The organism is Acidobacteriota bacterium, from assembly GCA_012729555.1.
GTDB lineage: Bacteria > Acidobacteriota > UBA6911 > UBA6911 > UBA6911 > UBA6911.
This window is the reverse complement of record JAAYCX010000097.1, coordinates 57,734-77,044: the sequence shown is the minus strand read 5'-3', so window position 1 is coordinate 77,044 and position 19,311 is coordinate 57,734. Positions and strand designations below refer to the sequence as shown.

The following is a 19,311-nucleotide window of genomic DNA, read 5'->3' as shown; positions in this document are numbered from 1 at the left end:
GACAGGGATGAAGATCCTCATCGCGGCCCTTCGCGGGAAGATCCTGCTCGTCTCCCTGCTCGCGCTGTCGGCGCTGGCGGCGGTCTTCGCCGCCCGGTTCGGGCTCGACGCGGGGCCGGACCTGCCGACCGCGGAGGAGGTGCGCGCCCGCTACCTTCCGAGCGAAGGGGTCCTGCTCGACCGCAACGGGGAGGAACTCGACCGGGTGCGCCTCTCCTACGAGGGGCGCAGGGCCGGATGGACCCCGCTCTCGATGATGTCCCCGGCGCTGCTCGAGGCCGTCGTCGAGGCGGAGGACCGGCGCTTCTACAGGCATCGCGGGGTCGACTGGCGCTCGGCCCTGGCGGCCGCCGCCGGGAGCCTGGGCGGGGGGGCGCGCCGCGGCGCCAGCACCATCACGATGCAGCTCGTCTCCTTCCTCCTCCCCGAATCGGTTCCCCCGCCCCCGGGCCGCACCCTCGGGCATAAGTTCGACCAGATGCGCCTGGCGCGGCGGCTGGAGCGGGAGTGGACCAAGGGCGACATCCTCGAGGCCTACCTGAACCTGGCCCCGTTCCGGGGCGAACTGGAGGGGGTCACGGCCGCCGCCCTCGGCATTTTCGGCAAGGCGCCCCACGGCGTCGTCGCGGCCGAGGCGGCGATCCTGGCCGCGTTGATCCGCGCCCCGAACGCCCCGGTGGCCAGGGTCGGCGCGCGTGCGGAGGCCCTGGGGCGCAACCTCGGCTGGCGGCTCTCCGCCGCGGACCTGGAGCGGCGCTGCCGCGAGGCTTTCCGCCGGGCCCATCAACTCCCGGACGGGAGCCGGTGGGCCCCCCACGCCGCCCGGATCCTTTTCGCCGAGTGGCGGGGCAAGGGGCCCGCGCCGGGCCGGGGCGGCGCGGTCACGGTCCGCTCCACCCTGGACGGGGCGCTGCAGCGGCGCGTGGTCGAAGCGCTCGGCCGCCGCCTGGCCGAACTCGCCCCGCGCAACGTCCGGGACGGCGCGGTGCTCGTCGTCGACAACCCGAGCGGTGAGGTGCTGGCCTACGCCGGGAGCGGGGGGGATTTTTCCAGCGCCCGGCACGTCGACGGCGTCCGGGCCCTCCGGCAGGCGGGGTCCTCGCTCAAGCCCTTCCTCTACGCCCTCGCGATCGAGCGGCGCCTGATCACCGCCGCCTCCATCCTCGAGGACGCCCCGCTCGAGATCGCCCAGGCGGGAGGGGGGATGTACCGGCCGGAGAATTACGACCGCCGTTTTCGCGGGCCGGTCACCGCCCGCATCGCCCTGGCTTCCTCCATCAATATCCCGGCCGTCCGGGTCCTGGAGCTCACGGGGGTGGAGCCCTTTCTGGACAGGCTCCGGCGGATGGAGTTCCGCGGCCTGCGCCGGGCGGATTATTACGGTCCCTCGCTGGCGCTCGGCTCGGCCGACATCACCCTCTGGGACCTGACGGGCGGTTACCGGGCGCTGGCCGCGGGGGGCGTGTGGACCCCCCTGCGCCTCCTGCCCGGGGGTCCCGGGCCGGGAGAGGGGCGGAGGGTCTTTTCCCCCGGGGCCGCCTTCATCGTCGGCGATATCCTGTCCGACCGGGAGAGCCGCAGCTACGCCTTCGGGCTGGACAGCCCGCTGGCCACCCCGTTCCAGGCGGCGGTCAAGACCGGCACCAGCAAGGACATGCGCGACAACTGGTGCGTCGGGTACTCCGGCCGCTACACCGTGGGGGTCTGGATGGGGAATTTCACCGGCGAACCGATGTGGAACGTCCTGGGGGTCACCGGGGCGGCCCCCCTCTGGGCGGAGATCATGCACGACCTCTCCCGGGAAGATCCCGCCCACCGCCGCGAACCGCCTCCGGGGCTGGTCGCCCGGGTAACCGCGCTGCCCGACCTGGGCATCACGGGGCGGGAATGGTTTCTCGCGGGGACGGAGATGGAGGTGGTGGAAGCGGCCGCCGGCGGCCCCGGGGGGAGGATCCTCGCCCCGGCCGACGGGGAGATCATCGCCTGGGACCCCGATATCCCGTCCGACCGGCAGAAGGTATTTTTCGAGGCGCGCCCGCCGGCGGCGGACCTCTCCTGGGAACTGGACGGCGCGGCCATGGGGGGTGCCGGAAGCCTGCTGTTCTGGACCCCGGCGGCGGGCGCGCACACGCTCCTGCTGCGAAGCGCGGACGGGGAAACCGTCGACCGGGTCCGCTTCACCGTCCGGGGCGGGCCGGACTGAGCCGGCCCCGCCCCTGCGGACATGCCGGCTATCGGCCGGCGAAGACCTTCTGCTGAGCGGCGAGCGTTTTCAGTTGCCGGTCCACGACCCTTTTGGCCCGATCGGCCACATCCCCCTGGCTTTCGGCCACCTTCTTCTGCATCTCGAGCGTCGCCCGCTCGAGATCGGCCACGATGCTGGCCGCGCGGGCGGTCTCGGGGCCGCTGACGTTGATATCCGCCTGCTCCCCGCGCTTGATTACCAGCTGCCGCTCCAGGTCGAACGCCTGCTTCATCCGTGCGGCCAGCTCGATTCGCTTCTTCGCAAGGTCGATTTCGGCCTCCCGGAGCGACTCCCGCTCCTCGTGCAGGCTCTTGTCGCGCTCCAGGGCTTTCTTCTCCGATTCGAGAAGCAGGACCTCGGATTGATTTTTGGCGTCTTTGGCCGCCTTCAGTCTGTCCTTGTTGTCCGAGAGCGCCCGTTTCTTTTCGTCGATCCTTGATTTCGAGGCCTCGCGCCCCGCCTGGGCTACGCGTTCCGCTTCCCTCGCCGCGATTTCGAGCTGGCGGGCCATCTCGATGTCGCGGTCGATCTCGGTCAGGTCCCGGGGCTGAACCAGCATGAGGAACCGGTCCTGGGTCGGGGAAACCACCACCGGCCCCGCCTCCCCGGATGCGGCTCCGGGCGGCAGGAGCTGCGCGGCGGCCGGCAGGGCAAGGGCGGAGGCAAAAGCCAGCGCCGAAATCATCGATCGGGGGATGCGGCTGGAGATCTTCATACGGTCAACTCCCTTTCCGAGAGGGTACTGCGATGCACTACGGACAGCTGAAATGTTACGCCCACACCTAGGCGGGCGTCCAGCCCCCTGTCAGTGGAGACGCCGGAGGGCTTCGATCCGCTCCTCGAGCGGGGGGTGGGTCATGAACAGGCGCCGGATCCCGCCGGCCCCTTTCCCCGAGATCCCGAAGGCCGCCATCTGGTCGGGGAGCCCGGCCCGGCCGGAGGCGCGCCGGAGTTTCTCCAGGGCGGCGATCATCGGCTCGCGCCCGGCGATGCGGGCCGACCCGGCGTCGGCCCGGAACTCCCGCTGCCGGCTGAAATAGAAGACGACGACGCTGGCCAGCAGTCCGAAGAGGAGCTGGGCGGCGATGGAGGTGATGTAGAAGGCGGGCCCGTGGCCGCGCTCGGTCTTCAGCACCACGCGGTCGACGAGGTGCCCCACGACCCGGGAGGCGACGATGACGAAGGTGTTGACGACCCCCTGGATCAGGGCCAGCGTCACCATGTCGCCGTTGGCCACGTGGCTGATCTCGTGGCCCAGCACCGCCTCGACCTCTTCCCGGTTCATCGAACGGAGCAGCCCCGTGCTCACGGCCACCAGGGCCGAGTTGCGCCGCATACCGGTGGCGAAGGCGTTCGGGTCGGGGGAGTCGAAGACCGCCACTTCGGGCATCCCTATGCCCGCCTGCCCCGCCTGGCGCCGGACCGTTTCGAACAGCCAGATCTCGGTTTCGCTGCGGGGGGAGGCGATGACCTGGGCCCCCATCATCCGCCTGGCGGTCCATTTCGACATGGCGAGCGAGATGAAGGACCCCCCCATGCCGAACACGGCGGCGAAGACGAGGAGGCTCCTCATGTCGAGCCCGACCCCCTGTTCGTCCAGGATGCGGTCCACCCCCAGGAGGCTCAGCACCACGCCGAGCACCAGGACGACGGCCACGTTGGTTACCAGAAACAACAGGACTCTCTTCATGCGACTCTGCCTCCAATACGGGATCCGCCCGCCATTCGCCTAAGGGTACCAGACGCCCGGCCCCTTTTTAAGACGCCCGGCGGGGTCACGGGTTCCGCTTTTTCGCCACGCCCAGGCGGGCCAGGATGTTCTCCATCAGGCACCAGCGGGTCAGGGCCGATTGCAGGAGGTTGGCGCCCACGAAGGCGGTGAACCAGAGCCACCCGGGGTGCACCCAGTGGGCCAGGGCGAGGCTGAGGAGAATGAAGCTGCCGGCGATCAGGCGGATCCATCTTTCCATCGTCATCGTCGTCATCGGGAACTCCTTCATTGGCTGACCGGCGCGGGGGCGTGACGCAGTTCCCGCCGCCGCATCCGGTAGAACAGGATCGGGACCGTCATCCGGCTCAGGAGGAGGGAGGCGACCTCCCCCGCCATCAGCGAGATGGCCAATCCCTGGAAGATGGGGTCGGCCAGGATTACGGCGGCCCCCACCACCACGGCCGCCGCCGTGAGCATCATGGGGCGGAAGCGCACGGCGCCGGCGTCCACCACCGCCTCGGCGAGCGGCACCCCGGCCGCCAGGCGCAGTTCGATGAAATCGACCAGGATGATGGAGTTGCGCACCACGATGCCGGCCCCCGCGATGAAGCCTATCATGGAGGTGGCCGTGAAGAAGGCGCCCATCGCCCAGTGTCCCGGGAGGATCCCCACCAGGGAAAAGGGGATGGCGGCCATGATCACGAGCGGGGTCTTGAAGCTCTGGAACCAGGCCACCACCAGGATATAGATCAGGATGAGGACGGCGGCGAAGGCCAGGCCGAGGTCGCGGAAGACCTCGTAGGTGATGTGCCACTCCCCGTCCCACTTCATCGCCAGCCGGTCGCTCGAGGAGGGCTGGCGGGCGGTGAAGGTCTCGAGACGGTACCCCTCGGGGAGCTCCATCGCCGCGATCTTCCTGTTCATGGCCAGGATCGGGTAGACGGGGCTCTCCTCGCGCCCGGCGACATCGGCGGTGACGTAGACGACGGGCATCAGGTTCTTGTGGTAGATGTTCCGCTCCCGCTCCCCCCGCTCCCACTCCCCGAGTTCCCCGAGCGGGACCAGGGCCCCGGAACTCGAGGCGACCCGGAGACTGTCGAGCGCCGTCACGCTGGAGCGGTCGGCCAGGGGGAGCCGGACGACGATGTGGACGTCCTCCGCCTCGCGGTCCTGGTGCAGCAGCCCGGCCCGGGCCCCGCCGAGGGCGATGGTCACCGCCTGCTGGACTTCGGCCGCCGACACCCCCGCCAGGGACGCTTTCAGCCGGTCCAGCCGGAAGAGGAGCTCGGGCTGCGGGTCCTCGACGTACCAGTCGATGTCGACCACGCCGGGGGTTTCCGCCATCATCGCGCGCAACCGCGCGGCCAGCTCGACCTGCCGTTCGTAATCGGGCCCGTACACCTCGGCCACGAGCGTCTGGAGCACGGGCGGCCCCGGGGGGACTTCCGACACCTTCATCCGGACCCCGTGGGCGGCGGCGACCGGTTCGAGGATCTCCCTCACCCTGCGCGCGATGTCGTGGCTCTGCCGGGAGCGCTCCCCCTTGGGGGCGAGGTTGACCTGGATGTCGGCCACGTTGTCCCCGCTGCGCAGGTAGTAGTGGCGCACCAGCCCGTTGAAATTGTAGGGGGACGCGGTCCCGATATAGCTGATGGTCTCGGTGATCTCGGGGATCCGGTCGAGTTCCACGGCCAGCGCGCGGGTCGCGGCCGCCGTCCTTTCCAGGCTGGTCCCTTCCGGCATGTCCACGATGACCTGGAATTCGCTCTTGTTGTCGAACGGGAGCATCTTGACGATGACGAACTTGAAAGCGACCATGCTCATGGCCCCCAGGAGCAGGAGCAGGACCAGCCCCAGGAACGCCCACTGGTTCCTGTCGCTTGAGAGGACCCTGCCCATGAAGCGGCGGTAGAGCCGGGTCGAGCGGTCCTCCTTTTCCCCCGCCTCGTGCTTCGGGGAGATTTTGCGCATCAGGCGCACCGCGGCCCAGGGGGTGACGACGAAGGCCACCAGCAGGGAAAAGATCATGGCCGCCGAGGCGCCGATCGGGATCGGACGCATGTAGGGGCCCATCAGCCCGCGCACCAGCGCCATCGGCAGGATGGCGGCGATCACGGTGAAGGTGGCGAGGATGGTCGGGTTGCCGACCTCGTTGACCGCCTCCACCGCCACCTCGGTGAAGGAGCGATGGCGGTTTTCCGGCAGTCGCCGGTGCCGCACCATGTTTTCGATGACGACGATGGCGTCGTCGACGAGGATCCCGATGGAGAAGATGAGGGCGAAGAGCGTGATCCGGTTGAGGGTGTATCCGTAGAGGAGGAAGACCACCAGGGTGAGGGCCAGGGTGACCGGGATGGCCACGGCGACGACGCCCGCCTCCCGCAACCCGAGAGCCAGCCAGATCAGCAGCGTCACCGAGACGATGGCGATCATCATGTGGAGCAGGAGTTCGTTCGATTTCTCCGCGGCCGTCTCGCCGTAGTTGCGCGTGACCGTCATTTCGATCGAGGCGGGCAGATGCCCCCGGCGGAAGCGCTCGGCTTTCTCGAGCACCGCTTCCGAGAGCGCCACGGCGTTTTTCCCCTTCCGCTTGGCGAAGGTGAGGGTGACGGCGGGCGCCGGGGCGCCGGCCCCGACCCCCGTCCCTTCCGCGGCGGGCCCGGGGGAGAAGAGGACGTAATCGGCCGGTTCCTCCGGCCCGTCGATGACGCGTGCGACGTCGCCGAGGTAGACGGGGACGCCGTCCCGGGCGCCGACGACGAGGCGCTCGAGCTCCCCGGCGTCCCTGAAGAACCCGTCGATGTGGACGGCGATCGCCTCGTCACCGCGGGTGACGGTGCCCGCGTGCGCCTCGCGGTTTTCCATCTCGAGCAGCCCGGCGATCTCGGTGGGTCCGATGCCGTAGGAGGCCAGTTTCGAAAGGTCCGGCTCGACCCGCACCATGCGGCGCTGCCCCCCGAGGATGCGGGTTTCGGAAATGTCGGGGATCCGCTCGAGGTCGTGGCGCAGTTCCGCCGCCGCGCGCCGGAGGGCGAAGCCGTCCAGTTCCCGGCTCCAGAGCGTGAGCGCGAGGAAGGGGACGTCGTCGATCGAGCGGGGCTTGACCAGGGGCTGCGAAGCCCCGGGCGGGATCAGGTCGAAATTGGCGAACATCTTCTGGTTGAGGCGGACGATGCTCTCTTCCTCGTCCTCCCCCACGTAGAAGCGGACGATGGCCATGCTCGACCCCGGGCTGGAGGTGGTGTAGACGTACTCCACCCCGGGGATTTCCCACAGCAGGCGCTCCATCGGCCGGGTGATGCGGGTTTCCACCTCCCGGGCGGAGGCGCCGGGGAAGGAGACCATGACATCGATCATGGGGACGATGATCTGGGGCTCCTCCTCCCTGGGGAGCATCACCACGGCGGCGACGCCGAGCGAGACCGACGCCAGCAGGATGAGGGGAGTGAGCTTGGAGTGGATAAAGGCCCGGGCCAGCCGGCCCGCGATCTGCGGTTTGCTCATGAGGAGAGTCTCCTTATCGGCCTGCCTGTACCCGGATCCCGTCGGTGATGCCTCCGTCCGGGCGTGCCACGATGGTTTCCCCGGGCCGCACGCCGGACAGGATCTCCACCCGCGCCTCGTCGTAGGGGGCCAGCTTGACCAGGCGGAAGAAGGCCCTCGAGTCGGCGGCGATGACGAACAGCCCGGTCAGCTGGCCCGTCGTCCGGACCGCTTCCCTGGGCGCCAGCAGGACGCTGCGGGTCCCGACCGGCACCTCGACCTTCATGAACCGGCCGCTCGGCGCCGAGGCGCCTGCGGGCAGATCGACCTTGAACTCGACCGTGTGCGTCCCCGGGTCGGACACCGGCACGATCTCCGACACCCGCCCCTCGATGGCGTCCTCCCCGGCGCCGCCCCGGACCCGGACCTTCATCCCCGCCCGGAGGGCGCCGGCATGAGCCGAGGGGAGGTGGGCGACGACCTGCGGACGGTCGGTGGTCTCGATCACCAGCAGCGGGGTGCCGGGAAACAAGGCGGTTCCCGGGTCCACCGACAATTCGACGATCCTCCCGGCGGCAGGGGCCTGGATCTCGCTCCAGCCCAGCAGCACGTCGGTCCGCCCGGATTGCGCCGTCGCCTGGGCTATCCGGGCCTCGACCTGCCCGATGCGCTCCATCGCCGCCGCGGCCTGGGCCTCGCGCGCGGCCAGTTCCGCCCTGGCGGTTTTCTGCCGCATGCGGACTTCGTCGATTTCCTGGGGGGAGACCGAGCGGGAGGAGAAAAGCTTTTCATAGCGGGCCAGGGTCTGGGTCGCGAGGTCGTCCGAGGCCTCGGCCGCCGCCTTCATTTCGAGGGCGGCCTGGTGCGCCCTCCGCGCTTCCGACAGGGCGCCCTCCGCCTCCCTTATCGCGGAGAGCGCCGCCGTTTTCTGGCTTTCGGCGTCCCTCGCGTCCAGCGAGGCCAGGAGTCTTCCCCGGGGGACGGCGTCCCCGACCCGCACGTGGACCGCGCGGACGTGCCCCTGGACCTGCGACGCCAGCCGGATCCGCTCCCTGGGCTGGACGCTCCCGGGGGCTTGCGCGACGGTGGGGACCGATTCCGGCCGGAGTTCGACCAGGGGCGCGGCGACCGGCTCCGGGGCGGAGCCGGCGGACGGTTCGGGCCGTCCGCCGCACGCCCCCTGCAGCATGGCGGCCGCCAGAACGGTCCAGAGCAAGGTTTTGGTTTTCATAGGTCGGTCCTTTTCTCCCGTGAGGGTATTTACCGCAGGCTCATCGCCGGGGATGAGGGCGCGAGCGTCCCCGCGGCGTATTCCACCTCGGCGCAGCTGACGCGATAACGGTAAACGGCCTCCGCCAGCCGGGTGCGCGCGCCGCTGCGGGCGGCCTCGGCCGACAGCAGGTCGGTCATCGTCGCCAGGCCCGCCTCGTAACGGTTCTCGAGGATCCTGAGGCCTTCCTCGCTCTGCCCCTCGGCGGAAAGCGCCGCCTGGACCTGCTTTTCCGCCGCCCGCTGCCGGATGAGGGCCCTCCTGATCTCGAGCGCCATCGCCGATTCCATGGCCTCCGCCTGTCGCTTTTTCCGTTCCTGTTCCTGCCTCGCCGCCCCGAGGGCGGCCCGGTCGGCGCCGCCGGCGAACAGGTTCCAGTCGAGGGAGAGCCCCGCGCTCCAGTTGTTTCCCCCCGGTCCGTCAAGGGAGGGGTGGTTCGCTTCCCACGCGCCGAAACCCGCGATGACGGGGTAGAACTCCTTCTTCCTCGAGTCGGCCAGGGCTTGGGCCTGCCGCAGTTCGGCGAGGAGCGCCTGGTAGTCCGGCCGGCGGCGTTTCTGCTCCGAAAGCAACCCCTCCTCCGCGGGGAGGGGGAGGAGCGTCGGGGCGAGGGGGGCGGTCGCTCCGGCAGGGAGGTCGAGCGGCCGTCCCATCAGCCGGTTCAGGTGCGCCCGGGAGCTTTCCAGGTCGCCCTCGGCCTGGATGAGGCGCTGCCGGGCCTCGGACAGGTGAACCTGGCTGCGGAGCAGGTCCGAATCCACCGCCACCCCGCTCTCCACGCGCGTGCGCGCCTGCGACTCTATGGCCTCGGCCGAACGCAGGGCGATCCCGGCGGTTTCGAGGGCCGCCCGGGCGAGCGAATGGGCGTAGTAGGCCTGGAAAAGGTCCATCAGGACCCGCTGCCGATGCGCCTCGTGGGCGAGATCGGCGACGGCGATCCCGGTTTCGGCCTGTTTCCTCAGGCTGCGGGTCCGGCCGAAGTCCCACACGACCTGCCTGGCCGTGACGCGCGTCTTGAGGTTGTCGAGCGGGTCGGGCGTGTTGAGTTCCTCCAGCGCGAAGTTGGCGGCCGTGAACCGCTCCTGGCCCAGCAGGGTGCTGAAGACGAACACCGGGTTGTCGCCCGCCTCGTAGGAGTGTTGGAAATCGATCCGGGGGAGGTACCCCGCCCGGGTTCCCTCGAACCGGAGATGCGCGGCCTCGAGTCCCGGCAGGTCGACGGCAAGGTCCGGGTTGTGCGCGAGCGCCCGCTCGGCCGCCTCGGCCAGGCTGAGCGGTTCTTCGTCCGCCGCTGCGGCCGCGGGTGGAAGGGACAGCAGCGCCATGGACAGCAACGCCATGGACGGCAGCGCCATGGACAGGGTCCGTAGTCTGGGTTTCGTATGCATGGTCGCACCTGAACGATGGGTTCGAATCTTTTCCGGCGGTCAGACTGCGGCCGGATGCATCGCGGAGGCCAGCCTCTCCCCGGCTTTCAGCCTCCGGTAGAGGATGGAGCGCATGATGGCGCAGGCCTTGTGGATCTCCGGGTCGGTGAGGCGGTAGAAGATGCGCCTCCCCTCGCGCCGCGGCTCGACGATCCCCTCGCGCGTCAACAGCGACATGTGTTTGGACAGCGTCGCTTTCGAAAGCTCCAGGTCGGCGATCAGGTCCGCGGCGGGGGCCTCCCCCCCGCTGAGCCGGTCCACGATGGCCAGCCGCAGGGGGTGCCCCAGCGCCTTGCAGATGGAGCATTGCATCCGGAAAATTTTGTCCATCACCGACTTGCTAGGGTTTCCATGTTTCATAGTATTATAGTTCCCCAAAACAGGAACAATATAACGGTTCCCCTTCGCGCTGTCAACCGGAACCGGACCCGTGATACGATAGGCCGGATTTCCACGAGCGCGCGGAGACGCGTATGCCCAACACGAGAACCGGGAAGGGCGGAGGCGAGAGGCACCGTCGCCCGGGGCGAAGGCCCCGGCGGGGGCACGAGCTGAGACTCGCCCGGGCCGAGGCGATCGCCCACATGGGCAGCTGGGAACTGGACCTCGTCCACGGCACCCTTTCCTGGTCCGACGAAGCCTACCGCATTTTCGGCGCCGAGCCGGGGGAGTTCGCCCCCTCCTACGGGGCGTTCGTCGAAAGGGTCTTCCCCGAGGACCGCGAAGCCGCGCGGGAAGCCTACGCCCGCTCCCTGCGACCGGGCGGCGGGGGGTACGAGATCGCCTACCGGGTGCTCCGCCCGAAGACGGGTGAAATCCGCTGGGTGCTGGAGAAGTGTCAGCACACGCGAAGCGCCACGGGACGGGTAACCCGGTCGGTCGGGATGGTGCTCGATATCACCGCCCGCAAGCTGGCCGACGAGGCGCTCGAGCGCAGCATGCGCCGGTTCGAACTCCTGGCGGGAACGGCGGAGCAGCTGCTGCGGTCGGCCGAGCTGCAGCCGGCCGTGGAGTCGATCTGCCGGAGGGTGATGGAATACCTCTCCTGCCAGGTGGCGCTCTGTTTCCTCGCGGATGAAAGATCGGGTCGGCTCCGGCTCGCCGTCGCCCTGGGCGTTTCGCGCGGGGAGAGGGAGCGGATCGAGTGGCTTGACTACGGCCAGGGGATCAGCGGCGTGGCCGCCCGGGACGGCCGCCGCGTCGTGGCCGAGAACATTCCTGCGGAACCCGAAGGGGAACTCGCCCTCCTCTGCGGTGCGGGCCTGCGCGCCTACGCCTGCCACCCCCTCGAGGCCGCCGACGGCCGCGTCCTGGGGACGCTTTCGTTCGGAACGCGCGACAAGGCGGCCTTTCCCCCCGATGACGTGTCTCTCATGAAGGCGATCGGGGGCCAGGTGGCGGCGGCCCTGATCCGCATGCAGGGGGAGCTGTCGCTGAGGCACACGGCGGAGGAACTGGCCCGATCCAACCGGGACCTCGAACAGTTCGCTTATGTCTCCAGTCACGACCTGAGGGAACCGCTGCGCACGGTCACCGGTTTCGTCCAGATCCTCGAGGACCGGTACCGCGACCAGCTCGACGCCCGGGCCCACGAGTACATCGGTTTCGCCGTCGACGGCGCAAGGCGCATGCAGCAGCTGATCGACGACCTGCTCGCCTACGCGCGGGTGGGGAGCGCGCTGTCGATCCAGCCCGGGAACGCGCGGGATTCCCTCGACCGGGCGCTCGACGCCCTCAAGGGGATGATCGGGGAATCGGGGGCCGTGATTACGACCGACTCGATGCCGGTCGTGCACGCGGACGCGACGCTTCTCTGCCAGGTATTCCAGAACCTGGTGGAAAACGCGATCAAATTCCGCTCGGCCGACCCCCTGCGGATCCACGTCGGCGCGCGGCGGGAGCGCGGCGGCTGGCTCTTCCGGGTCACCGACAACGGGATCGGGATGGAACGGGAGCACGGCGAGCGGATCTTCGTCATCTTCAAACGGCTGCATTCCCGGGAGAAGTACCCCGGGACCGGCATCGGGCTGGCGCTGTGCAAGAAGATCGTGGAGCGCCACGGGGGGAGAATCTGGGTGGAATCGGAGCCCGGGCGGGGGTCCACCTTCTACTTCACCCTTCCCGACCGGACGGAATAGTCCTGCCTTCATCCCCCGGCTGCACTTTCCCCTTTCCCGCGCCGTCCGGCCCGGGTATCATCTGATTTTTTTCTCTCGGTGACGATCATGGGTGATCTGGGGTCATTCTTTTTCCCGAAGGCGGTCGTGCTCTGGGCCCTTCTGGGCCTCCCCGCCGCTCTTCACGCCGAAGGGACGGAGGAGATCGCGGCGCTCGAGGCGGAGGTGGCGGCGCTCCGCCCCGACTCCCGGTATCCGCACGATCCCTTCATCCTGGTCACCCTCCAGGAGGCGGTGGTCGCCAAGCGCGAAGGGAGCGGGGGCGTCGGGGCCTGCCTCGCGCACGAAGGGTCCGGCGGCATCGTGGCCCGGGGGCGCAACCGGCAGTATGTCCCCTACTGGCGCAGCGACCTGCACGCGGAAATGGACGTGCTGAACCGCTGGGAGGACCGGATCCGTCTCCTCAGGGGTTCCGCCAACCCCCGGGAGACCGGGGACCTGGTGCTCTACAGCTCCATGGAGCCCTGCCCCATGTGTCTCACCCGCCTGATCAACACCGGCCTCAGGAAGGTGTACTACGCCGCCATCGACCCCGACGGCGGCATGGCCCGAAGAATCGACCTCCTCCCCCCCTTCTGGCGCGAAGCCGCCCGGGGCGCCGCCTACGAGGAGGCGGCGTGCTCCCCCGCCATGAAGGCCCTGGCCACGCGTCTCTTCCGCCACGGCGCGCGTGCGAAAGCCTTTGCCCGCTAGCGCTCCCCTCCCGCGGGCGGCGGCCACTTTCTGCGCTTAGCTATTGCAATCCGGTAATAATTTGTTATTAATTGTGGTTTTGTGTAAGCAAAACCGATAATTAGGAGAGTCCACAATGAGTCTTAAAATGAAGATGGGATCCTGCCTGGTGCTCGCGTGCCTGCTCGTCCTCGCGGCGGGGGGCGGTCTCCAGGCGCAGACCAAGCAGTTCATGACCTGGGTGCAGGACCTCAACTATCTCGAACGGGTCGCCGATGAAGACCTGGCGCGGGAGGCCGACGGGATCGAACAGATCCGCTCCGCGGTGGAGCTCTGGATCCGGATGCACCCCGAGACGGCGGTGACTCTCCAGGCCGCCCCGGCCCGCCCCTGGGACGCGGCCGCGCTGCGGAGCCAGGTCACGGACCTGAAGACGGCGGTGACGGCCATCCTCGCCGAAGACCCTGCCCGCCCCTTCCAGCTCGGCGTCACCACGGTGAGCGTGACTTCCGAGGCCTCCCCCCTCTCCCCGATCGCCGAGAGCGTCGACCAGGAGAAGCTGGAGCAGCTCAACCTGACCAACGTGGGGACGGCGCTCGATTACGTGCCCGGGGTGTCGCTCGACCGGAGCGCCAACCGGAACGAGGCCCAGATCCGCCTGCGCGGCTTTTCCAACCGCGGGCAGATCCCCCTCTACCTCGATGGCATCCCGATCCAGGTGCCCTATGACGGGACCCTCGATTTCAGCCGTTTCCTGACCGGCGACATCTCCGAGATCCAGGTGGCCAAGGGGTACTCCTCCCCCCTGATGGGGGCCAACAACCTCGGCGGGTCGATCAACCTGGTGACCAAGCAGCCGGAGGACAAGCTCGACGGGGAGGCCATGATCGGGACCGGCTCCGGGGACGCCCTGCTGGCCTCGATGCGCCTCGGCTCCCGCTGGGAAAAGTTCTACCTCCAGGGCTCGCTCGACTGGAACCAGAAGGACTACATCCCCCTTTCGGGCGATTTTGCGGCGCCGGCGCCCAACCAGCCCGACTATAAGCTCAACCATTCCGATTCGCGCGACGCCAAGTACAGCGGCCGCATCGGTTTCACCCCGCGGGGCGAGGACCAGTACGTCTTCAGCTACATCAACCAGAAGGGGGAGAAGGGGCAGCCGCTCTACACCGGCTACGGGGCCAACGCCCGCAACCGCTACTGGAGATGGCCGGAATGGAACAAGACCAGCTACTACGTCATCACCAACACCGGGATCGGCGACGCGAGCTCCATCAAGCTGCGCCTCTACTACGACCAGTTCAAGAATTCGCTGGGGAGCTACGACGACGACACCTACACGACGTTGACGCGAAGGTACGCCTTCTTCTCCGTCTATGACGACCACGCCGGCGGCGCCTCGGCCGAGTTCAATACCCGGCTCCTGCCGCGCAACAACATCAGCGCCTCCTTCTTCTTCAAGGACGACACGCACAAGTCCACCGACCTGGTCCCCTTCCGGACCGCCACCACGCTGGACCGGATCCAGACCTTCTCCTTCGGGTTCCAGGACGTGATCACGATCACCCCCAAGGTGCAGGCCATCGTCGGCTTCAACGTCGATCACCTGAAGGGGCTGCAGACGATGGAACTGACCGACGACGAACTGTCGACCCGGCCCATCATCTGCGAGTCCAACCCGGACAACGACAGCTTCGCGGGCTGTACGCCCGACGCCTGGGTCTTCAGCCCCCAGGTCTCGCTTTCCTACAGCTTCACCCAGAACGACAAGCTGTTCGCCACCTTCTCCGACCGGGGCCGTTTCCCGCTGATGAAGGAGCTCTACACCGCGGGCCTGGGGCAGAGGCTGCCCAACCCCGACCTCGATCCCGAACACAGCCGCAACTGGAATTTCGGCTGGTCCCACGTCTTTTCGTCGAAAACCATGGGACAGGTCGAGTTCTTCCGCAGCGACATGCGGGACGCCATCAATGACGTCTTCGTCGCCGACCCGGGCGAGTTCTGCTGGGACAGCGACGTCCCGGGCGCCTGCGAGCAGTTCGCCAACGTGGCCGAAGAGGATCACTACGGGGTGGAGGTGAGCCTCCGCAGCACCCCCTTTTCGCGCCTGACCCTGGACGGGAGCTACAGCTACCTCGAGCGCAGCATCACCATCAGTCCCGATATCCAGCTGTTCGACCCCGACTACATGATCCTGCCCACCCTCCCCAAGCACAAGCTCATCGCCAACGCGGCCCTCAACCTGCCGCTCGACATCCTGCTGCTGGGGACCTGGCGGTTCGAAGGGGGGCTTCACATGCAGGACACCAACGACAGCGTCGATCATGACGGCGATCCCGAAACGCCGCGGGTCGCCCCCCCGATCAACTCCACATCCTTCGGCACCGTGGACCTCGGGGCGGTGGCGCCCATCTACGGCGGGATGTCGCTGCAGGTCGGGCTGAAGAACCTTTTCGACCGGAACTACTACTACACCCCGGGCTACCCGGAAGCCGGCCGTAACTGGTATTTCAACATGCGCTACAAGTTCTGATTCGGCCGCGATGACGGACGGCCGGCCGCGGGGGGCGGGGGCGTGAGCCTCCGCATCCCGCGGCCGTTCTTTTTTGGGCTCCTGTCATGGCCGCCTGGATCTCCGGGCGGAGATAACAAAAATTAACAAAAAATAACTAGTTTTCCGATTATGTCTGATGTAATATGGTGCCATCTCTAGCCATTGGAGAGCGGAGGGCCGGCAGAGCATGGGGCTCTGAGCGACCCCGGCCCTTCCGCAGTTTCCTTCCCGGCATCCCTGTTTTTGTTCAACTTCAACCCGATTCCCCCTCCCGGGTGGTATAGTAGCTGGTCAAGAAAGGGGGGACCCATGCTTACGGTGACGACTCCGTCTCTGGAGGGGAAGAAAATTCTGAAGTATCACGGCCTGGTCAGCGGCGAGGCGATCCTGGGCGCCAACATCTTCCAGGATCTCTTTGCAGGGATCCGCGACATCGTCGGCGGCCGCTCCGCCGCCTACGAACAGGAACTGCGCAAGGCGAAGGAGATCGCCCTCAGGGAGATGGAGGGGGAGGCCGCGCGGCTCGGGGCCAACGCCGTGGTCGGCGTCGACCTGGATTACGAGACCATCGGCAAGGGGACGATGCTGATGGTGAGCGCGAGCGGCACGGCCGTGACCGCGGAATAACCCGCCGGCCGTCTTCACGGCCGCGCCTTCGGCAGGAGATCGGGATGAGCAAGGTACCGGAGAAATTCTGGAAGTTCGTGCGGCGTTATCCGGCCGTCGCCAGGGCCTACGAGGAATACGCGGGAGCGTGCCACCGGGCGGGCCCCCTGGGCGACCGGGAACGGGTGCTGATCAAACTAGGCATCGCCATAGGGAGCAACGCCGAAGGCTCGGTCAAGTCCCAGGTGCGCAAGGCCCTGGACCTGGGGGTGGCGCCCGGGGAGATCCGCCACGCCATCCTGCTGGCACCGACCGCGATCGGGCTGCCGATGATGATGGACGCCCTGTACTGGGCGGAAGAGATTCTCGGCGCCGAAGAGCCGGAGGGGGGGGCGCAGCCCGGACGATGACGCGCCCGACCGGGGACAGGACATGAAATCCCTGATATCCCAGACTGTTTCCCTGATGCACGGTGCCGGGGGCAAGAGCGACCTCCGGATGCTGGGACGTTACCTCGGGCTCCTGGCCGCCATCATCATCCTCTACAGCGCCGCCTTTCACGCTCTCATGCTGATGGAGGGCCGGCAGTATTCCTGGATCACGGGCGTCTACTGGACGCTCACGGTCATGTCGACCCTGGGGTTCGGGGACATCACCTTCTCGAGCGATCTGGGGCGCGCCTTCTCCGTCGTCGTCCTCCTGAGCGGCATCCTTTCCCTCCTGGTGGTGCTCCCCTTCGCTTTCATCCACTTCTTCTACGCCCCGTGGCTGGAGGCGCAGAACCGGGCGCGCGCGCCGCGCCGGCTCCCCCCCGGGACCCGCGGCCACGTGATCCTGACCCATTTCAACAATTCGGCCGCCAACCTGGTCGGGCGGCTGCGGCAACTGGGCATCCCCGCCGTGGTGCTCGTGCCCGATTTCCGGCAGGCGCTCGAACTGTTCGACCGCGGCTACCAGGTGGTCGTCGGCGAACTGAACAACCCGGACACTTACCGCGACCTGCAGGTCCACCAGGCGGCACTGGTCGTCGTCCTGAACAACGACCTGGCCAGCACCAACATCATCTACACCATCCGGGAGCGGTGCGAGCACGTCGTGACGGTGACCAACGCCGACCAGGACGATTCCCTCGACATCCTCGAGCTGGCCGGCAGCACCCACGTGTTTCAGTTCCACAAGCTGCTGGGGAGGGCGATGGCGCGGCGCGTGCTCGGCACCAGCCTCGAACCCAACGTGATCGGGCGCTTCGGCGCGCTCAGGATCGCGGAGGTTCCCGCCGCGGCCACCACGCTGGGGGGACAGACGCTGGCCGAGAGCCGCCTGCGCAGCCGGGTGGGGGTGAACGTGGTCGGACTCTGGGGGAAGGGGGAACTGAGGCTCCCGACGCCCGACACCCGTATCGAAAGCTCCATGGTCCTGGTGCTCGCGGGGACCGCGGAGCAGCTGGGCCGTTTCGAGCGGCTGGTGCGCCCCCCGGACCGGCAGGACCGGCAGGACGGGCCGGTGCTGATCCTGGGCGGGGGACGCGTGGGCCAGGCGGTGGCCGAGACGCTGGAGGAACGGGGGATCGATTACCGGATCGTGGAAAAACGCGGAAACATCCGCAAGGGGAACGCCCGGGTCATCGTGGGGAGCGCGGCGGATCGTGAAACGCTGGAGGAGGCGGGGATCGGGCAGACGCCGTCCATCATCGTGACCACGCACGAGGACGACCTGAACGTCTTCCTCACCATCTACTGCCGCCGGTTGCGCCCCGACGCCCAGATCATCAGCCGGGCCAGCCTGGACCGGAACGTCAAGACCCTCTACCGCGCCGGCGCCAGCCGGGTGATGTCCTACGGGACCATCACCAGCTCCACCATCGTCAACCTCCTCCGGCCGGAAAGCCTGGTCATGCTGTCGGAGAACGTGAGTGTTTTCGTCGCCCGCGCCGGAAGACGCCTGAAAAACCGCTCGCTCCTGCAGCTTTCGGTCCGCGAGCAGACCGGCTGCAGCATCATCGCCGTCAAGCATGACGGGGGAATGACGGTCAACCCCGAGCCCTCCGAGATCCTGCACGAGGACGACGAGCTGATCCTCGTGGGGGACACCGAATCGCTGGACCGCTTCGCCTCCTGGAAGCCGCAGCGGGCCTGAAATTGGAAAGGGAAGGGTTTATGGAAATCGAGGAACGGATCCTGAGGAGCCTGGACGGGGTCGTGGTGCCGGGCGTCGGGCGCGGCATCGGGGCGATGGGATTGGTGCGTGGCGTCGAGCTGGAGGGGGGCAGGGCGAAGGTCCTGCTGGCGTCGACCGGGCTGATCCCGGGCGCGCGGAACTGGATCGCCGACCGGGTCCGGGAGGCCCTGGAGCCGCTCGAGGGGGTCGACGGGGTCGAGGTCGAATACCGTGCTTTCAAGGCGAAGGAGCTGAACAGGGTGGGCCGCATCATCGCCGTCATGAGCGGCAAGGGGGGGGTGGGGAAATCGCTCGTTTCCGGCCTGCTGGCCATCGCACTCAGGCGCCGCGGGCACGAAGTGGGGATCCTCGACGCCGATATCACGGGGCCTAGCATCCCCAGGATGTTCGGCGCCTATCTCCCCCCCGGCGGGGACGAAAGCGGCATCCTCCCCGTCGTGTCCGGATCGGGGATCGGGATCATCTCGATCAACCTCATGCTGGAGGCCGAGGACGTGGCGGTCATGTGGCGGGGGCCGCTGATCGCCAACACCATCAAGCAGTTCGGCGAGGATGTCCTCTGGGGGAACCTGGATTACCTGATCGTCGATCTTCCCCCGGGCACGGCCGACGTACCGCTCACCCTGATGCAGTCCTTCCCGGTCACGGGCGCCGTCGTCGTCTTCACCCCGCAGAGCCTGGTGGAGATGATCGTGCGCAAGTCGGTCAACATGGTGGCGGAGATGGAAAAGCGCCTCCTCGGCGTGGTCGAGAACATGAGCTACCTCTACGTCCCCGAGATCGACAAGAAGATCGAGATCTTCGGCCCCAGCCGCGCCGAGGAGATCGCGCGCGAGACAGGGGCTCCGCTGCTGGCGCGGATCCCCATCGACCCGAAGCTGGCGGCGCTGTGCGACGGCGGCAGGATCGAGGAGTACGACGGGGAACTCCTCGACCTCCTGGGAGAGGGAGTGCTCCGGGAACTGTCCTTCGAGGTGTAGCCGGCGCC

At 68.2% G+C, this 19,311-nt stretch carries 15 protein-coding genes; 8 read left to right on the top strand and 7 right to left on the bottom strand.

The window, feature by feature from the left end; translation table 11 throughout:
- Window positions 1-7: 7 nt before the first annotated feature.
- Window positions 8-2,203: a penicillin-binding protein 1C gene (pbpC, locus tag GXY47_17010; protein NLV32841.1), complete on the top strand. Its 2,196-nt coding sequence runs from the start codon at window positions 8-10 to the stop codon at window positions 2,201-2,203.
- Between the two features lie 28 nt (window positions 2,204-2,231).
- Here pbpC and GXY47_17005 read toward each other — a convergent pair whose 3' ends face one another.
- The 7 genes from GXY47_17005 to GXY47_16975 form a co-directional block, all read right to left on the bottom strand.
- Window positions 2,232-2,960 (bottom strand): hypothetical protein, encoded by a 729-nt coding sequence (locus tag GXY47_17005; GenBank protein NLV32840.1) that lies wholly within the window; start codon window positions 2,958-2,960, stop codon window positions 2,232-2,234.
- Window positions 2,961-3,050: 90 nt separating this feature from the next.
- Window positions 3,051-3,935, bottom strand: coding sequence for a protease HtpX (gene htpX / locus GXY47_17000; GenBank protein NLV32839.1), 885 nt, complete (start codon window positions 3,933-3,935; stop codon window positions 3,051-3,053).
- A gap of 85 nt (window positions 3,936-4,020) precedes the next feature.
- The gene (locus GXY47_16995; protein NLV32838.1) at window positions 4,021-4,221 is read right to left on the bottom strand and encodes a DUF2892 domain-containing protein; all 201 of its coding nucleotides are present in this window, start codon (window positions 4,219-4,221) and stop codon (window positions 4,021-4,023) included.
- Window positions 4,222-4,241: 20 nt separating this feature from the next.
- Window positions 4,242-7,460, bottom strand: a complete 3,219-nt coding sequence (locus tag GXY47_16990; protein ID NLV32837.1) for an efflux RND transporter permease subunit — start codon at window positions 7,458-7,460, stop codon at window positions 4,242-4,244.
- A 13-nt stretch (window positions 7,461-7,473) separates the two neighbouring features.
- Entirely contained in the window at window positions 7,474-8,670 is a 1,197-nt protein-coding gene (locus tag GXY47_16985; protein ID NLV32836.1) for an efflux RND transporter periplasmic adaptor subunit, read from the bottom strand.
- Between the two features lie 29 nt (window positions 8,671-8,699).
- Window positions 8,700-10,097, bottom strand: coding sequence for a TolC family protein (locus tag GXY47_16980; protein ID NLV32835.1), 1,398 nt, complete (start codon window positions 10,095-10,097; stop codon window positions 8,700-8,702).
- Between the two features lie 39 nt (window positions 10,098-10,136).
- Window positions 10,137-10,466 (bottom strand): winged helix-turn-helix transcriptional regulator, encoded by a 330-nt coding sequence (locus GXY47_16975; GenBank protein ID NLV32834.1) that lies wholly within the window; start codon window positions 10,464-10,466, stop codon window positions 10,137-10,139.
- 143 nt (window positions 10,467-10,609) lie between these two features.
- Between GXY47_16975 and GXY47_16970 the strand changes: the two genes are divergently transcribed.
- From GXY47_16970 to GXY47_16940, 7 genes are all read left to right on the top strand, one after another.
- A complete protein-coding gene (locus GXY47_16970; GenBank protein ID NLV32833.1) occupies window positions 10,610-12,274 on the top strand; it encodes a GAF domain-containing protein in 1,665 nt (554 codons plus the stop codon).
- Between the two features lie 87 nt (window positions 12,275-12,361).
- The gene (locus GXY47_16965; GenBank protein NLV32832.1) at window positions 12,362-13,006 is read left to right on the top strand and encodes a nucleoside deaminase; all 645 of its coding nucleotides are present in this window, start codon (window positions 12,362-12,364) and stop codon (window positions 13,004-13,006) included.
- Between the two features lie 115 nt (window positions 13,007-13,121).
- Window positions 13,122-15,518, top strand: a complete 2,397-nt coding sequence (locus tag GXY47_16960) for a TonB-dependent receptor (protein ID NLV32831.1) — start codon at window positions 13,122-13,124, stop codon at window positions 15,516-15,518.
- Between the two features lie 330 nt (window positions 15,519-15,848).
- Window positions 15,849-16,166 carry a heavy metal-binding domain-containing protein gene (locus GXY47_16955; protein NLV32830.1) on the top strand — a complete coding sequence of 106 codons (318 nt, stop codon included), beginning with the start codon at window positions 15,849-15,851 and terminating at the stop codon, window positions 16,164-16,166.
- Between the two features lie 44 nt (window positions 16,167-16,210).
- Window positions 16,211-16,555: a carboxymuconolactone decarboxylase family protein gene (locus GXY47_16950; GenBank protein NLV32829.1), complete on the top strand. Its 345-nt coding sequence runs from the start codon at window positions 16,211-16,213 to the stop codon at window positions 16,553-16,555.
- 22 nt (window positions 16,556-16,577) lie between these two features.
- Window positions 16,578-18,281, top strand: coding sequence for a potassium channel protein (locus tag GXY47_16945; GenBank protein NLV32828.1), 1,704 nt, complete (start codon window positions 16,578-16,580; stop codon window positions 18,279-18,281).
- 20 nt (window positions 18,282-18,301) lie between these two features.
- Window positions 18,302-19,303 carry an Mrp/NBP35 family ATP-binding protein gene (locus GXY47_16940; GenBank protein NLV32827.1) on the top strand — a complete coding sequence of 334 codons (1,002 nt, stop codon included), beginning with the start codon at window positions 18,302-18,304 and terminating at the stop codon, window positions 19,301-19,303.
- Window positions 19,304-19,311 lie beyond the last annotated feature (8 nt).

Excerpts from the sequence above, each read along its gene's own strand:
- pbpC (NLV32841.1), top strand. The coding sequence starts at position 8 with ATGAAGATCCTCATCGCGGCCCTTCGCGGGAAGATCCTGCTCGTCTCC.
- GXY47_17005 (NLV32840.1), bottom strand. The coding sequence starts at position 2,960 with ATGAAGATCTCCAGCCGCATCCCCCGATCGATGATTTCGGCGCTGGCT.
- htpX (NLV32839.1), bottom strand. The coding sequence starts at position 3,935 with ATGAAGAGAGTCCTGTTGTTTCTGGTAACCAACGTGGCCGTCGTCCTG.
- GXY47_16995 (NLV32838.1), bottom strand. The coding sequence starts at position 4,221 with ATGACGATGGAAAGATGGATCCGCCTGATCGCCGGCAGCTTCATTCTC.
- GXY47_16990 (NLV32837.1), bottom strand. The coding sequence starts at position 7,460 with ATGAGCAAACCGCAGATCGCGGGCCGGCTGGCCCGGGCCTTTATCCAC.
- GXY47_16985 (NLV32836.1), bottom strand. The coding sequence starts at position 8,670 with ATGAAAACCAAAACCTTGCTCTGGACCGTTCTGGCGGCCGCCATGCTG.
- GXY47_16980 (NLV32835.1), bottom strand. The coding sequence starts at position 10,097 with ATGCATACGAAACCCAGACTACGGACCCTGTCCATGGCGCTGCCGTCC.
- GXY47_16975 (NLV32834.1), bottom strand. The coding sequence starts at position 10,466 with ATGGACAAAATTTTCCGGATGCAATGCTCCATCTGCAAGGCGCTGGGG.
- GXY47_16970 (NLV32833.1), top strand. The coding sequence starts at position 10,610 with ATGCCCAACACGAGAACCGGGAAGGGCGGAGGCGAGAGGCACCGTCGC.
- GXY47_16965 (NLV32832.1), top strand. The coding sequence starts at position 12,362 with ATGGGTGATCTGGGGTCATTCTTTTTCCCGAAGGCGGTCGTGCTCTGG.
- GXY47_16960 (NLV32831.1), top strand. The coding sequence starts at position 13,122 with ATGAGTCTTAAAATGAAGATGGGATCCTGCCTGGTGCTCGCGTGCCTG.
- GXY47_16955 (NLV32830.1), top strand. The coding sequence starts at position 15,849 with ATGCTTACGGTGACGACTCCGTCTCTGGAGGGGAAGAAAATTCTGAAG.
- GXY47_16950 (NLV32829.1), top strand. The coding sequence starts at position 16,211 with ATGAGCAAGGTACCGGAGAAATTCTGGAAGTTCGTGCGGCGTTATCCG.
- GXY47_16945 (NLV32828.1), top strand. The coding sequence starts at position 16,578 with ATGAAATCCCTGATATCCCAGACTGTTTCCCTGATGCACGGTGCCGGG.
- GXY47_16940 (NLV32827.1), top strand. The coding sequence starts at position 18,302 with ATGGAAATCGAGGAACGGATCCTGAGGAGCCTGGACGGGGTCGTGGTG.